Source organism: Thioclava sp. DLFJ5-1, assembly GCF_002020115.1.
Classification (GTDB): domain Bacteria; phylum Pseudomonadota; class Alphaproteobacteria; order Rhodobacterales; family Rhodobacteraceae; genus Thioclava; species Thioclava sediminum.
The window spans coordinates 181,132-194,182 of record NZ_MPZU01000004.1; the positions used below are offsets into that span (position 1 = coordinate 181,132).

At 63.6% G+C, this 13,051-nt stretch carries 14 protein-coding genes; 7 read left to right on the forward strand and 7 right to left on the reverse strand.

The window, feature by feature from the left end:
* Positions 1–47: 47 nt before the first annotated feature.
* Genes BMI86_RS13685 through BMI86_RS13695 form a run of 3 tightly spaced genes read left to right on the forward strand, consistent with a single transcriptional unit; the run spans position 48 to position 3,171 of the window.
* Entirely contained in the window at positions 48–1,265 is a 1,218-nt protein-coding gene (locus tag BMI86_RS13685; RefSeq protein ID WP_246831714.1) for an efflux RND transporter periplasmic adaptor subunit, read from the forward strand.
* On the forward strand, positions 1,262–1,966 hold the full coding sequence (locus BMI86_RS13690; protein WP_078541903.1) for an ABC transporter ATP-binding protein: 705 nt from the start codon (positions 1,262–1,264) through the stop codon (positions 1,964–1,966). Before BMI86_RS13685 ends, BMI86_RS13690 begins: the two co-directional genes overlap by 4 nt.
* Positions 1,966–3,171, forward strand: a complete 1,206-nt coding sequence (locus BMI86_RS13695) for an ABC transporter permease (protein ID WP_078520321.1) — start codon at positions 1,966–1,968, stop codon at positions 3,169–3,171. The genes BMI86_RS13690 and BMI86_RS13695 overlap by 1 nt, the downstream gene beginning before the upstream one ends.
* 70 nt (positions 3,172–3,241) lie before the next feature.
* On the opposite strand, the gene BMI86_RS13700 is transcribed toward BMI86_RS13695, so the two are convergent.
* A complete protein-coding gene (locus BMI86_RS13700) occupies positions 3,242–3,772 on the reverse strand; it encodes a hypothetical protein (protein WP_078541904.1) in 531 nt (176 codons plus the stop codon).
* 356 nt (positions 3,773–4,128) lie between these two features.
* Positions 4,129–4,440, reverse strand: a complete 312-nt coding sequence (locus BMI86_RS13705; RefSeq protein ID WP_078520323.1) for an ETC complex I subunit — start codon at positions 4,438–4,440, stop codon at positions 4,129–4,131.
* A gap of 413 nt (positions 4,441–4,853) precedes the next feature.
* On the opposite strand from BMI86_RS13705, the gene uvrB reads away from it, so the two are divergent.
* Together uvrB and BMI86_RS13715 are read left to right on the forward strand one after the other, a co-directional pair.
* Positions 4,854–7,037 (forward strand): excinuclease ABC subunit UvrB, encoded by a 2,184-nt coding sequence (uvrB, locus tag BMI86_RS13710; protein WP_078542095.1) that lies wholly within the window; start codon positions 4,854–4,856, stop codon positions 7,035–7,037.
* A gap of 41 nt (positions 7,038–7,078) precedes the next feature.
* The gene (locus tag BMI86_RS13715; protein ID WP_143594808.1) at positions 7,079–7,792 is read left to right on the forward strand and encodes a DUF6782 family putative metallopeptidase; all 714 of its coding nucleotides are present in this window, start codon (positions 7,079–7,081) and stop codon (positions 7,790–7,792) included.
* 3 nt (positions 7,793–7,795) lie between these two features.
* Here BMI86_RS13715 and BMI86_RS13720 read toward each other — a convergent pair whose 3' ends face one another.
* Positions 7,796–8,395 carry a rhodanese-like domain-containing protein gene (locus tag BMI86_RS13720; protein WP_078541906.1) on the reverse strand — a complete coding sequence of 200 codons (600 nt, stop codon included), beginning with the start codon at positions 8,393–8,395 and terminating at the stop codon, positions 7,796–7,798.
* Positions 8,396–8,471: 76 nt separating this feature from the next.
* On the opposite strand from BMI86_RS13720, the gene BMI86_RS13725 reads away from it, so the two are divergent.
* The gene (locus BMI86_RS13725; protein WP_078541907.1) at positions 8,472–8,936 is read left to right on the forward strand and encodes a YdcF family protein; all 465 of its coding nucleotides are present in this window, start codon (positions 8,472–8,474) and stop codon (positions 8,934–8,936) included.
* Positions 8,937–8,951: 15 nt separating this feature from the next.
* Here BMI86_RS13725 and BMI86_RS13730 read toward each other — a convergent pair whose 3' ends face one another.
* From BMI86_RS13730 to BMI86_RS13745, 4 genes are all read right to left on the reverse strand, one after another.
* Complete coding sequence (locus tag BMI86_RS13730; RefSeq protein WP_078520327.1) at positions 8,952–9,224, reverse strand: hypothetical protein; 273 nt, start codon at positions 9,222–9,224, stop codon at positions 8,952–8,954.
* 102 nt (positions 9,225–9,326) lie between these two features.
* Positions 9,327–9,644 carry an antibiotic biosynthesis monooxygenase gene (locus BMI86_RS13735; protein WP_078520328.1) on the reverse strand — a complete coding sequence of 106 codons (318 nt, stop codon included), beginning with the start codon at positions 9,642–9,644 and terminating at the stop codon, positions 9,327–9,329.
* Between the two features lie 162 nt (positions 9,645–9,806).
* Positions 9,807–10,850 carry a TRAP transporter substrate-binding protein gene (locus BMI86_RS13740; RefSeq protein ID WP_078541908.1) on the reverse strand — a complete coding sequence of 348 codons (1,044 nt, stop codon included), beginning with the start codon at positions 10,848–10,850 and terminating at the stop codon, positions 9,807–9,809.
* A gap of 272 nt (positions 10,851–11,122) precedes the next feature.
* Positions 11,123–11,311, reverse strand: a complete 189-nt coding sequence (locus BMI86_RS13745; RefSeq protein ID WP_172976163.1) for a hypothetical protein — start codon at positions 11,309–11,311, stop codon at positions 11,123–11,125.
* A gap of 312 nt (positions 11,312–11,623) precedes the next feature.
* Here BMI86_RS13745 and BMI86_RS13750 point away from each other — a divergent pair, with 312 nt between their 5' ends.
* Positions 11,624–12,928 carry a UDP-glucose/GDP-mannose dehydrogenase family protein gene (locus tag BMI86_RS13750; RefSeq protein WP_078541909.1) on the forward strand — a complete coding sequence of 435 codons (1,305 nt, stop codon included), beginning with the start codon at positions 11,624–11,626 and terminating at the stop codon, positions 12,926–12,928.
* Positions 12,929–13,051 lie beyond the last annotated feature (123 nt).

Consider the following 13,051-nt stretch of genomic DNA (forward strand, 5'->3'; position numbering starts at 1 on the left):
GGAACGGAAGACCTATGCCAAGCCAGAGCCGCGACGAAATCGAAAAAATGCTGTCCACTGCGAAGAGCGGACGCCCCTGGCGACTCTGGGCCTTTGGCGCGGGTGCCGTCGTGATCGCGATCGGCGCGTGGCTGTGGCTTGCGCCCTCCGGCGACACCACGGGCACGCGCTATGTGACGCAAGAGGTCACGCGCGGCGATCTGACCGTCACGGTCACCGCGACCGGCACGGTGCAGCCCACGACGGAGGTTGAGGTCTCTTCGGAGCTGTCGGGCACGCTCGATAGCATCGATGTCGATTACAACGACGAGGTCGAAGTGGGTCAGGTCCTCGCCCGGCTCGACGACACGAAATTCAAGGCGCAGGTCGCCAATGCCGAAGCCGCGCTCGCGGCCGCCAAGGCGCAGCTCGCACAGGCCGAAGCCACGCAGAAGGAAGCGACGGCGCTTTATGAGACACAGGCCGAACTGGACCGGCGCGGGGTTTCGACGCACAGCACCTTCGTCACCTATATCGCGCAGCGTGATCGCGCCGTAGCTTCGGTTCAGGCCGCGAAAGCGTCGCTGACGCTGGCCGAGGCGAACCTCGCTTTGGAGAAGGACGATCTGGAGAAATCGGTCATCCGCTCCCCGATCAACGGCGTCGTTCTGGACCGCAATGTCTCGGCCGGTCAGATCGTGGCCGCCTCGCTGTCCGCGCCCACCCTGTTCACGCTGGCCGAGGACCTGCGCCGGATGCAGCTGCTCGTCGATATCGACGAGGCGGATATCGGTCAGGTCGCGGTCGGCAATGACGCGACATTCACCGTCGACGCCTATTCCGGTCGCTCCTTCCCGGCGACGATCACGCAGGTGCGTTACGCCCCCGAGACCACCGACGATGTCGTGACCTACAAGGGCGTGCTGGCGGTCGACAACTCCGATCTTCTCCTGCGCCCCGGCATGACCGCGACGGCGACGATCACCGTGGACGAGGCCAAGGACGCGCTTCTGATCCCGAATGCGGCGCTGCGCTACGCGCCCCCGCAAGAGGTCGAAGATGCGGGCAATGGCGCGAGCGGGCTCATCGGCCTCGTGATACCGAGCCGACCGAGTTCGGAGAGCGGCACCGCGAGCGGGAAATCCGTCTGGGTTCTTCGCGACGGCACCCCCGTCGAAGTGGCGGTCACACCGGGGGCGACGAACGGCAAGTTCACGATCGTCACCGAGGGCGATCTGGCCGTTGGCGATCAGGTCATCACCGATCAGCGGGATGCATCGCGATGAGTGAGCCGCTTCTCGAGCTGCGCGGGATCGAGCGCCACTATGGCCACGACGAAACCCTCGTGCGCGCCCTCGATGGCGTCGACCTTCGCGTCGAACCGGGGGAATTCCTTGCGATCATGGGGCCCTCGGGGTCGGGGAAGTCGACCGCGATGAACATCATCGGCTGTCTCGACCGGCCGACCGCGGGGAATTACCTGTTCAACGGTGTCGAAGTGGCGACCCTGAACCGCGACCAGCGCGCCTTGCTGCGCCGGCATTACCTCGGCTTCGTCTTTCAGGGCTACAACCTTTTGCCGCGCACCACCGCGCTGGAAAATGTCGAACTTCCCCTGATCTACAAGGGGATGCGCAAGGCCGAGCGTGTGGCGCGGGCTCGTCAGGCTCTGGCGCGGGTCGGGCTCGAGGGACGCGAGGATCACACGCCGTCGCAGCTCTCGGGCGGTCAGCAGCAACGCGTCGCCATCGCGCGGGCGCTGGCGGGAGAGCCGATGGTGATGCTCGCCGACGAGCCCACGGGCAATCTCGACACCAAACGCAGCGTCGAGATCATGAACCTGATGCAGGACCTCAACCGCGAGTCCGGGCTGACCATCGTGATGGTCACGCATGAGGAGGATATGGCCGCCTATGCCTCCCGCCTCGTCGTCTTCACCGATGGTCGCGTCGTGCGCGACGAGAAGATGCACGAAGGAGCGCTGTGATGCTTTGGGAAACCATCCGCCTCGCGCTCACCGCGATCATCCGCAACGCGCTTCGGTCCTTTCTCACCGTGCTGGGCGTGGTGATCGGGGTCGCCGCCGTCATCGCGATGGTGACCGTCGGGCAAGGCTCCTCCGAGCAGGTCTCGGCCAATGTGGAATCGCTCGGGACGAATGTGCTGGTGCTGCGCTCGGGGGCGCGGATGATGGGGCCCGGATCGCGCGATACCGCCCCGCCCTTCAAGCTTTCGGATGCAGAAGCGCTGGAGGACCTGAGCAGCCTCTCGGCCGTCGCGCCTGTCGTCTCGACCGCAGCCACGGCGGTCTTCGGTAACAACAATCGCACGACATCGATCACCGGCACGACGTCGCCCTATCTCGAGATCGGAGGCTGGACGATCGCGCTCGGGCGCAGCTTCACCCCGGCGGAGGACCGCAGCGGCGCCAATCTTTGCATCATCGGCGAGACCGTACGGACGACCCTGTTCGGCGCGACCGATCCGACCGGCGAGAAGATCCGCATCAAGTCGATCTCCTGCGAGGTGATCGGCGTGCTGAAGTCCAAGGGCGCCGGGTCCTTCGGGCAGGATCAGGACGACCTCGTGCTGATGCCGGTCCGAACGGTGCAAAGGCGGCTGATGGGCAGTCAGGACGTCTCTTCGATCTCGCTTCAGGTGGCCCGGACGGCCTCCGTGGAGCGGGCCACCTCCGATATCGAGGCGCTGATGCGCGAGCGTCGCCGTATCGCGATCGGTGAAGACGACGACTTCTCGGTCTTCGACATGGCGGAACTGAGTTCGATGCTCAATTCGGTCAACTCGGTTCTCACCGGCCTGCTCTCCTCCGTCGCGGCGGTCAGCCTGCTCGTGGGCGGGATCGGTATCATGAACATCATGCTGGTCTCGGTGACCGAGCGGACCCGCGAGATCGGCATCCGCCTCTCGGTCGGCGCGCAGGCGCATCAGGTCCTGATGCAGTTTCTCGTCGAGGCGGTGGTGCTGTCGGTTCTGGGCGGGATCATCGGCATCCTCTTCGGCCTCGGCCTCGCCTATGTCGCGGCGCAGATCATGGCGATCCCCTTCTCGCCCAGCCTGAATGTCATCGCCCTCGCCTTCGGCTTCTCCGCCGTGGTGGGGATGGTCTTCGGCTACTTTCCCGCGCGGCGGGCGGCCCGGCTCGATCCGATCGATGCGCTGCATTATCAGTAGATGTCAGGCACAAAAAAGCCCCCTGTCGCGTAGGACAGGGGGCTTCGGGATCATGTATCGTCGAAGGTGATCAGGCGTTGTTGTCGACCACGACGATCAGATTGCCTTCGGCGTTGATATAGGCGGCAGCGACATCCTCGGGCGTGTAGTCGGTGCCGTCGAAGACGCTGGACGGAAGCTGGCTGTAATCGGCATCCACGTCAGCGCCCATTGCGTTCTCAAGAGCCGCGGAGCCATTCTCGGCGCCTTTACCCTTCAGATCGGACAGGGCGACGATCTCGGCTTCGCCATCGGTTCCCACTTCATAATCGGCGAACTGGTCGGTGGACGCAGCGCCATTGGCCTGAAGGTCCGCGACGAGCTGACCATAGGTCTTCACCGACCCATCTTGGCCCATTCCACCATTCGAGCCCGCAGTCGTTGCGGCGTCCGTCGATGCGCCCATATCCGCGCTTGCGCCGACATCAGCGCCTGCAGCCTGCGCCGAGACCGATGCGCCAGCGTCCGTTCCGGTGGAGACGTCAGCCTGAGCCAGGGCCGCAACGGGCGCGGCGGTGGCCAGAATACCTGCGAGAGCGATCGACTTGATGGTGTAGGTCATAGTGTTCTCCTTGCATTTCATGCGCCGACCGTCAGCCGGCAGAGAGAGAACACTGCGGAAAGATCACCGTTCCTGAGCGCGAGCAGGCTCGGAAAAACTCTGCTCAAACGTCGAAAATCGTGAGCGCGATAATGCCAAGGAACAAAGCGACGGGCTCTTTGGATGGAACGCAGAGCTACGTCGGAAATTCGGGCCACGTTGGAACCTGCGCGAGACCGTCGGTGGCACAGGTTGGAACGCAGGAAGAAACCGAAACGCAGCCTGACGCCCCAGCTTCATTCACGTGGAAAACGGGTGATCGCGGTGCGGAAAAGCTCCCCCTTAGCCGGGAAAGCTTTCGCCGAAATCGCAGGTATTCAGTGCGTCCAGTTCGCGCGGCGGTCGGTGGCGAAGTTCTCGCCATAGCCGCGGGCGCGGACATTCGGGGCGCGCTTATGCGGCTCGGTCACGACGTAATCGATGCCCTTTTCCTTGGCATAGGCTTCGGCGGCCTCGCGGGTCTCGAAGCGCAGCCGCACTTGGGCCTGCGTGTCGTTGGAGCTGGTCCAGCCCATCAGCGGGTCGATCTCACGCGCGTCGGAGGCGACATAGTCGAGATACCAGAACCGCGTTTTCGCGGTGCCCGATTGCATGGCGTTGCGGGCGGGTTGGTAGATGCGCGCGCGCATGGGCAAACTCCTCTGCGATACCTCTCGCTTTTCTTAGTGCATCTGAGCCAAATCGCAAGCCCCGGAGCGCAAAGCCGAAAGAGGCGAGGCGATTGTGCATGACATGCCGGACCCTTCGATGACGCCGCCGCCCGCCGTGCCGGGAGGATACCGAAAGCACCCGTAAGTTGAGGAACTGCCGACCGGCTGGGGAGCAAGGGGTGGGGGTGGTGCGCCGGCCGGCAGTCTGATGCTGCTTGCAAAAGGCAAGATGCGCGCGACCCGCCACGAATTCAAGCCAAACAGAGGCGCAAACCCCTGTTAAATATAGACAATTCGAAACTCTGCGTTAAGCCTTCCGTAACGCCTTTCGCAAACCCTTGAATGCGAACGAAAAGAGGACAACTTTGGGGGGCAAGCAAAAGGTCTGCGCGATGCCTCACAACAATACCAATCTGCCCTCCGAACGCCCCGACGTGCTCACCCGCCCCAAGCTGGAAGGCGGCAAGCGGTTCGTGATGCAGACTCAGTTCAACCCGGCTGGCGACCAGCCGACCGCGATTGCGGAGCTGTCCTCCGGTGTCGAGGCGCTCGAACGCGATCAGGTACTGCTGGGGGCGACCGGCACGGGCAAGACCTTCACCATGGCCAAGGTGATCGAGGAAACCCAACGCCCCGCGATCATCCTCGCGCCGAACAAGACGCTGGCCGCGCAGCTCTACGGTGAGTTCAAGAGCTTCTTCCCCGACAACTCGGTGGAATATTTCGTCTCCTATTATGACTACTACCAGCCCGAAGCCTATGTGCCGCGCTCGGACACCTATATCGAGAAGGAATCGCAGATCAACGAGCAGATCGACCGGATGCGTCACTCTGCCACCCGGGCGCTTCTGGAGCGTGATGACGTGATCATCGTCGCCTCGGTCTCGTGCATCTACGGTATCGGCTCGGTCGAGACCTATTCGGCGATGACACAGGACCTCAAGACCGGCGATCTGATCGAGCAACGCAAGTTCATCAACGAGCTGGTGGCGCAGCAATACAAGCGACTCGACGCGGCCTTCCAGCGCGGCGCCTTCCGCGTGAAGGGCGACACGGTCGATCTGTGGCCCGCCCACTTGGAGGACCGCGCCTGGCGCTTCTCCTTCTTCGGCGAAGAGCTGGAGGCGATCACCGAATTCGACCCGCTGACGGGCGCGAAGACCGACAGTTTCGACCAGATCCGCATCTACGCGAACAGCCACTACGTCACGCCGCGCCCGACCCTGCAGCAAGCCGCGAAGGGCATCCGCAAGGAATTGGCGCTCCGGCTGAAGCAGCTGGAAGAGGAAGGCAAGCTGCTGGAGGCGCAACGCCTTGAACAGCGTACGAATTTCGATCTGGAGATGCTGGAAGCGACCGGCGTCTGCAACGGGATCGAGAACTACTCGCGCTATCTCACGGGTCGTGCACCCGGCGAGCCGCCGCCTACCCTGTTCGAGTTCATCCCCGACAACGCGATCGTCTTCGCCGACGAGAGCCACGTCACCGTGCCGCAGATCGGCGGCATGTATCGCGGGGACTATCGGCGCAAGTTCACGCTGGCCGAACACGGGTTCCGTCTGCCGTCCTGCATGGATAACCGCCCGCTCAAATTCGAGGAATGGGACGCGATGCGCCCGCAATCGGTCTTCGTCTCGGCCACCCCCGCCGCGTGGGAGCTGGAACAGACCGGCGGCGTCTTCACCGAACAGGTCATTCGCCCCACGGGCCTTCTGGACCCGGTCGTGGAGATCCGCCCGGTCGAGACGCAGGTGGACGATGTTCTGGACGAAATCCGCACCGTCGCCGCGCGCGGCTATCGCACATTGGTCACCACGCTGACCAAACGCATGGCCGAGGATCTGACCGAATACCTGCACGAACAGGGCGTTCGCGTGCGCTACATGCACTCCGACATCGACACGATCGAGCGGATCGAAATCCTGCGCGACCTGCGCCTCGGCGCCTTCGACGTGCTGATCGGGATCAACCTGCTGCGCGAGGGCTTGGACATTCCCGAATGTGGGCTCGTCGCGATCCTCGATGCCGACAAGGAGGGCTTCCTGCGCTCGGAAACCTCGCTGATCCAGACCATCGGTCGCGCCGCGCGGAACTCCGAGGGGCGGGTCATCATGTATGCCGACAAGATCACTGGCTCGATGCAGCGCGCGATGGACGAGACCGATCGCCGCCGCGCCAAGCAGATCGCCTATAACGAAGAACACGGCATCACGCCCGAGACGATCAAGAAGAACGTCGATGACGTTCTGGCGGGCCTCTATCAAGGCGACACCGATATGTCGCGCGTCACCGCCAAGGTCGATGCGGTCAAACCTGGTGCGAACCTGCAGGCGCATCTCGACGACATGCGCGCGAAGATGCGCAAGGCTGCCGAGGATCTGGAATTCGAGGAAGCCGCCCGCCTGCGCGACGAGGTGAAACGTCTGGAGGCGGTGGACCTCGCCGTCCACGACGACCCGCTCGCGCGGCAATCGGCGGTGGAGGCGGCCAGCGAGGCCGCGGTCAAGGCGCAGGGCCGGTCAACTGCGGGACGGCCGGGTCAGCGCGGGGGTGTGAAGCGGAAGAAGGGGCGGTGAGGCTCGTCCGGTACATTGCCCTGGGCGCTTGGCTCGGTGTGATGACCGGACCGGCGCACGCCCAGATCCTCACTTGCGCCGCCCCACCCTTCGATAAGCCACCCGAAATCGCTGCGCTCGTCACACAGCTGCGTCCCGCCCTCGACCGCTGGCCGAGCCTACATGTCGCGCTCTTTCAAGACGCTGGCGAGCTGTGTCTCGCCGACACGCTCCACGATGCGCGGGGATATTTCGAGCCGCGCTCCTCCCGGCTCGTGATCGCCACCGACATGGCACCCGCCCTGCAAAAGGCAGTTCTGATTCATGAATTGCGTCATCTGGAGCAGAAATTCCACGGCTCCTGTCCCGATCCGAACCTGTCGATGAAGGAAAATGCCCGCGCGATCTTCGCGATGGAGGCGGACGCGACGACCTTCAGCCTCGCTGTGGCTTGGGATCTGCGCGAAGCCGGGATGCCCGACGCCTGGGACGCGCTTGCAGGATGGCCGATGCAGGACGACATCGCCGCAGCCTTCGAGACAGAAATGGGCCGCTCGGGCGACCTCATCAGCGCGGCTAGCGCCGCTTTCACCCAGTGGTACGCGAAAGATGCACGACGCGAGCTATACTACCTCGCGTCGTGCAGCGACTATCTCGAATCCCGCGACCGGGAACACAGAATGCTCAGCTATGATCGGCTTTCCAGCAGCTTCTTCGACGCGCTTTGCCGGCTACCCGATGGCGAAGCCTACCCTTGCACAGAGCCCGGAGACTGAGGTTCAGCCCCCGCTGACCGTCAGCCCCAGCAGCCGCCATTGCTGCATTCCGCCGCGGTAGTAATAAATCTTTTCCGCCGGGAAACCGGCTTCGATCATGCGGCGGGCGGCGGTGGGCGACTGGCCGCACCACGGGCCGTTGCAGTAAAGCGCGACCGATTTCACATCCTCTCCGTCGCAGATGAAGCCCTCGAAATCAGGCTGACAGCCAAGCTCGCCCAGACGGTCGGGGGCTTCCATATAGGGGATGTTGATCGCACCGGGAATCGCGCCGCCCTCGAAGTCGCGGGTCACCCGCCCGTCGACGACCACCACGTTGGGATCCTTGAGAAACTCCAGCATCTCCAGCTCCCCTACCGGGGTCACGCCGGGGGCCGGGATCATCGGCTGGATGCAGAAGCTCGGACAGGGGCGCGAGGTCTTGGCCCAATCGCCCTCGAGCTTGTTCTCATTATCCTGAATCCGCTTGATCTCGACCGGGCCCTTGGCAGTGTCGACCGTGACGGACATGACGTCGGGGCGAATATTGACCGGCTCGGCGAAAGCGGGCTCGACCAAAACAGGCGCGGCAGCCAGCAGCGCGGCAAGAAAAATGAAACGCATGTTAACCTCCCTTTTTCGTGATCATAACACGACTGCCAGCCTTGTCGCCGGCAGTGTGAAACTTTAGCTCAACGAAATGAGAGCGATTTTGATCCTTGGTGCAGCGGTTTGGGCAGATGGCCTCCCCTCACCCAGCTTGCAACGGCGCACCCTTCATGCGGCGGCGCTCTGGCACCAAGGCGCGGCGGAGCGGGTGATCTGTTGCGGAGGTGTCGGGCGGCATCCGCCGAGCGAGGCGGAGGTGATGTCCCGGATCTTGCGCGCGGAAGGCGTGGAGACCGAGGTGATCTTTCTCGAAGATCGCTCGACCAGCACTTACGAGAATATCGGCTTCGCGCGGGCGCATCTGGAGAGCGACGAGGTGATCATCGTCACCGATCCCTATCACGCGCCGCGCGCGGTGATGATCGCGCGGCAGATGGGGCTTCGGGCGCGCGCGGACTGTCCGCCGCATCGGGCGAGCGCGAAGGCTCGCGCCCGTGAAGGGTTCGCCTACCTGAAGCTGGGATGGTGGCTGGCGCGCGGCGGGCCTTTGCCCTGAGGCGCGCGCCTTGCGTCAGTCGAGGATCATCTTGCCGATAACCAGCACGATGACTGCGCCGACAAGCGCGATGGCAATGATCGCAAGCAGCCCGCCCGCCGCCAGCACCGCCCCGCCCAGAAGGGCGACGATGAAGGGGGTGATGAGGGCGCCGACCACACCGATCGCGAGATAGGCGGCCTTGTGACGCCCACCCGAGACGACGCTAGCGATCCAGCCCGCCAGAAGACCTGCGAGCACGAGGAAGATCAGGCCGACCGTGCCGATTGCTTGCAGAACGCTTTCCATGATGTCACTCCGATATGTCTTTTCACAACAACGCGAAGAGCGCCCCGAAGTTCCCTCTCCACGCGACCAATTCGGCAGCGCAGCAATACGCATGCCGGTCCGTCAGAAGTCGGCGGAAACCTCGTACATCACCGGCTCGAAATTGCGGCACAGCGTGTAGATCACACGGTTCCGCGAAATCATCTCGGGGCTGCGCAGCATCGCCTGATAGTCGCCCCGCTCGTTCCATTTCGAATAGGTCGCGATCCGCGTGCGCGCGTCGTTCATATGCAGGCCTGCGCCGATGAAACCGGGCGCTTTCGAGATCACCTCGGAATAGGCGGCTTGCAGCTTCTCCATCAGCTCGTCGGCTGTGGCGGGCGTCATCTCGAAGGTGCAGATCACGGTCTGCCCTTTGAAATCGCTGGTAATCTCGGTCATGGGCGGTCCTCCTCGGCATCATGCTCGCACAGAAGCGCGCAGAAATCACCGCTCTTTTGCGGACCTGCGTCAGAGTGGCAGAAGCGCCAGCGCCGGGACCGCCACGGTCAGCGCGATGCGTAGCAGATCGGCGCCCACGAACCAGCTCACTGCGCCCCAACCTCAGAACGAATGTTTCTCGATCAAGGCACGGGCGGAGGTCAACAACTCTTCACCCGGCACCCCCTTCTCTTCCATCTCGGCAACCCATGCGTCGATCACCGGCTGCGACGCGTCTTTCCAGATCAACGTATCCTCGGCCGGGATCGTGATGATCTCATTGCCCAGATCCATCGCGACCTGACGCGAGGGGATATCCTCGGCCTGCTGCAGGTGTCCCGCCTGCGCCGAGAACTCAACGCCCGAGACGCTGTCGATCGCGGCCTGCAGATCGGGGTCAAGCGCGGCGTAGCGGTCCTTGTTCATCGCGAGAATGAAGCTCGCCGTGTAGATCGAGGGGCCTGCAAATTGCGTGTGGTGATGGACCAGCTCGCCGATCCGCAGCGAGGCCGAGACCTCCCAGGGCAGGAGCGCCCCGTCGATCGTCCCGTGCGAGAGCGCCTCGGGCACAGCCGGAACCGGCATCTCGACAGCCGTCGCGCCGAAATGCTCGAGCAGCTTCGTCGTGACCCGCGACGGGCCACGCAGTTTCAGCCCTTCGAAATCGGAAATCGCGCGCACAGGTTTGTTCGCGTGGATCACGCCCGGCCCGTGCACCCAGGTCCCCAGCAGGTGAATGTCGCGGAAATCCGTATCGACCATCTCCGCCTGCGCCAGCTCCCACAGCGCGGCAGACGCGGCCTCGGCCTCGGCGACCAGGAAGGGAAGCTCCATCACCTCGGTGCGCGGAAACCGCCCCGGCGTGTAGCCCGGCAGCGTCCAGACAATGTCGACAACCCCGTCAGTGACCTGATCGATAAGATCGGTCGGCTTCCCGCCAAGCTGCATCGAGGGGTAATGCTGGATGCGCACCCGGCCCTGCGACGCCTCCTCGACTGCCTTGATCCAAGGGGTGAGGATATGGGCGGGCACGAAGCTGGTCAGCGGCAGGAATTGATGCAGGCGCAGCGTGACCTCGGGCTCTGCGGCCAGCACAGGCGGCGCGGCCAAGGCGGCGGCACCGGCGGCAAGGGCGAAACTCTCACGGCGGGTAAATCTCTGGCTCATGCGGGTCTCCCTCTCACGCGGTCCAAAGCGGATTTACCCGGCGGATGCCCCCAACGTCCAGTTTTGCTTTTCGCGAGATGACGGGACCTGTCGTGCGGCCACAGCAGCGGTACTCGACGCATGGCAAAACCGCTCCTTCCCGCAAAAGAAAAACCCGCGCCAAGCGCGGGTTTTTCCTGTCCCCGGAGCGTCAGGCCCTACCCCGTATCTCCGGAAATGAAAAAGGCCGGAACGCGTACGTCCGGCCCCTTCCAATTCGGTGTTACCCGAAATTAGTTGTTCGAGGCTGCGACAGCAACGCCGAGCAGCAGCAGAACCGGGATGATGATGCCGGCGTTCGAGGACGACGACTGCTCAACCACAACGGGCTCGGGCTCGACGACCGGAGCGGTGTAGCCGCCAGCAAAAGCGGTCGAACCGGTGAGGCCGAGGGCCAGGGCGATGGTAGCGATCTTTTTCATAGTAATCTCCGTCATTACCGTAGGGAGCCGCCGGACTTTTCTGGCAGCTTCCCGGCGAGACTTACACAGCTTCCCGGGATTGCAAAGAGTGAAATACACGGCCCATTCACGCAGAGGCGAAGACTGTTGCACTTTGGCACTTTTCTTGCATGAAATGCCCAGAATTCGTGTCTAACGCGGCACAGGCTACCATTCCGCGCTTCTGGAGTGACGCGGATTCTGAGAAGAATTACGAGAACTTGTCCGGAACCGGCTTGCAATTTCGCCGCCCGGGAATCAAGGCACCGACACAGCACAGGCAAGGACGAGAATATGAAAATCGCGATGATCGGCACGGGCTATGTTGGCCTTGTTTCGGGGGTGTGTTTCTCCGATTTCGGCCATGAGGTCGTTTGCGTCGACAAGAACCCCGCGAAGATCGAAATGCTCGAGGGCGGCCGCGTGCCGATCTACGAGCCGGGGCTCGACGAATTGATGGTGAAGAACGTCGAAGGCGGACGCCTGACCTTCACCACCGATCTCAAGGCTGCGGTCGCAGGCGCCGATGCGGTCTTCATCGCGGTCGGCACGCCGACGCGGCGCGGTGACGGCCATGCGGATCTGACCTATGTGATGGCCGCCGCCGAGGAGATCGCCAACGCGATGACCGGCTATGCGGTGATCGTGACGAAATCGACCGTGCCGGTGGGCACCAACCGTCAGGTCGCCGAGGTCGTCCGGAAGACCCGCCCCGACATCGAATTCGACGTGGCCTCGAACCCCGAATTTCTGCGCGAAGGCGCGGCGATCGACGATTTCATGCGGCCCGACCGGGTCGTCGTTGGCACCACCTCGGAGAAAGCCGAGGCGGTGATGGGCGAGATCTACCGCCCGCTCTTCCTGCGCGAATTCCCGATCCTCTATACCGATCTGGAAACCGCCGAGATGATCAAATACGCGGCCAATGCGTTCCTCGCGACGAAGATCACCTTCATCAACGAGATCGCACGGCTCTGCGAAAAGACCGGCGCCGACATCAAGCAGGTCTCGCGCGGCATGGGGCTCGACGGCCGGATCGGCAACAAGTTCCTGCATGCAGGCCCCGGCTATGGCGGCTCGTGCTTCCCGAAGGACACCGCGGCGCTGGCGCGGATCGGTCAGGACTATTCCTGCCCGATGGAGATCGTCGAGACGGTCATCAAGGTGAATGACGACATCAAGCGCCGGATGATCGAGAAGGTCGTGGATCTCTGCGGCGGCTCGGTCAACGGCAAAACGATCGCGATCTATGGCGTGACCTTCAAGCCGAACACCGACGACATGCGCGAGGCGCCTGCCCTGACCATCGTGCCCGCGCTCGTGGGCGGCGGCGCGAAGGTCCGCGTGGTCGATCCGCAGGGCAAGCGCGAGGGCGAAGCGCTGCTTCCCGGCGTGTCCTGGATGGATGACGCCTATGCCGCAGCCGAGAAGGCCGATTGCGTGGTGATCCTGACCGAGTGGAACGAGTTCCGCGCGCTCGACCTGCAGAAGATCGCAGCGACGATGGAGACCGCGCGCATGGCCGACCTGCGCAACATCTACGCCGAGAAGGACGTCAGGAAGGCGGGCTTCGCGGATTACGTCGCCGTCGGGCGGTAACGCCCGACGGCATTGAAACCGATCCGGGAGGGGGCTCTGCCTCCGTCGCCGGAGGGCGACAAAACTTAAGAGGGAGGGGGCTCTGCCCCCGCCCTTCGGGCCCCCCCGGGATATTTTTCCCAA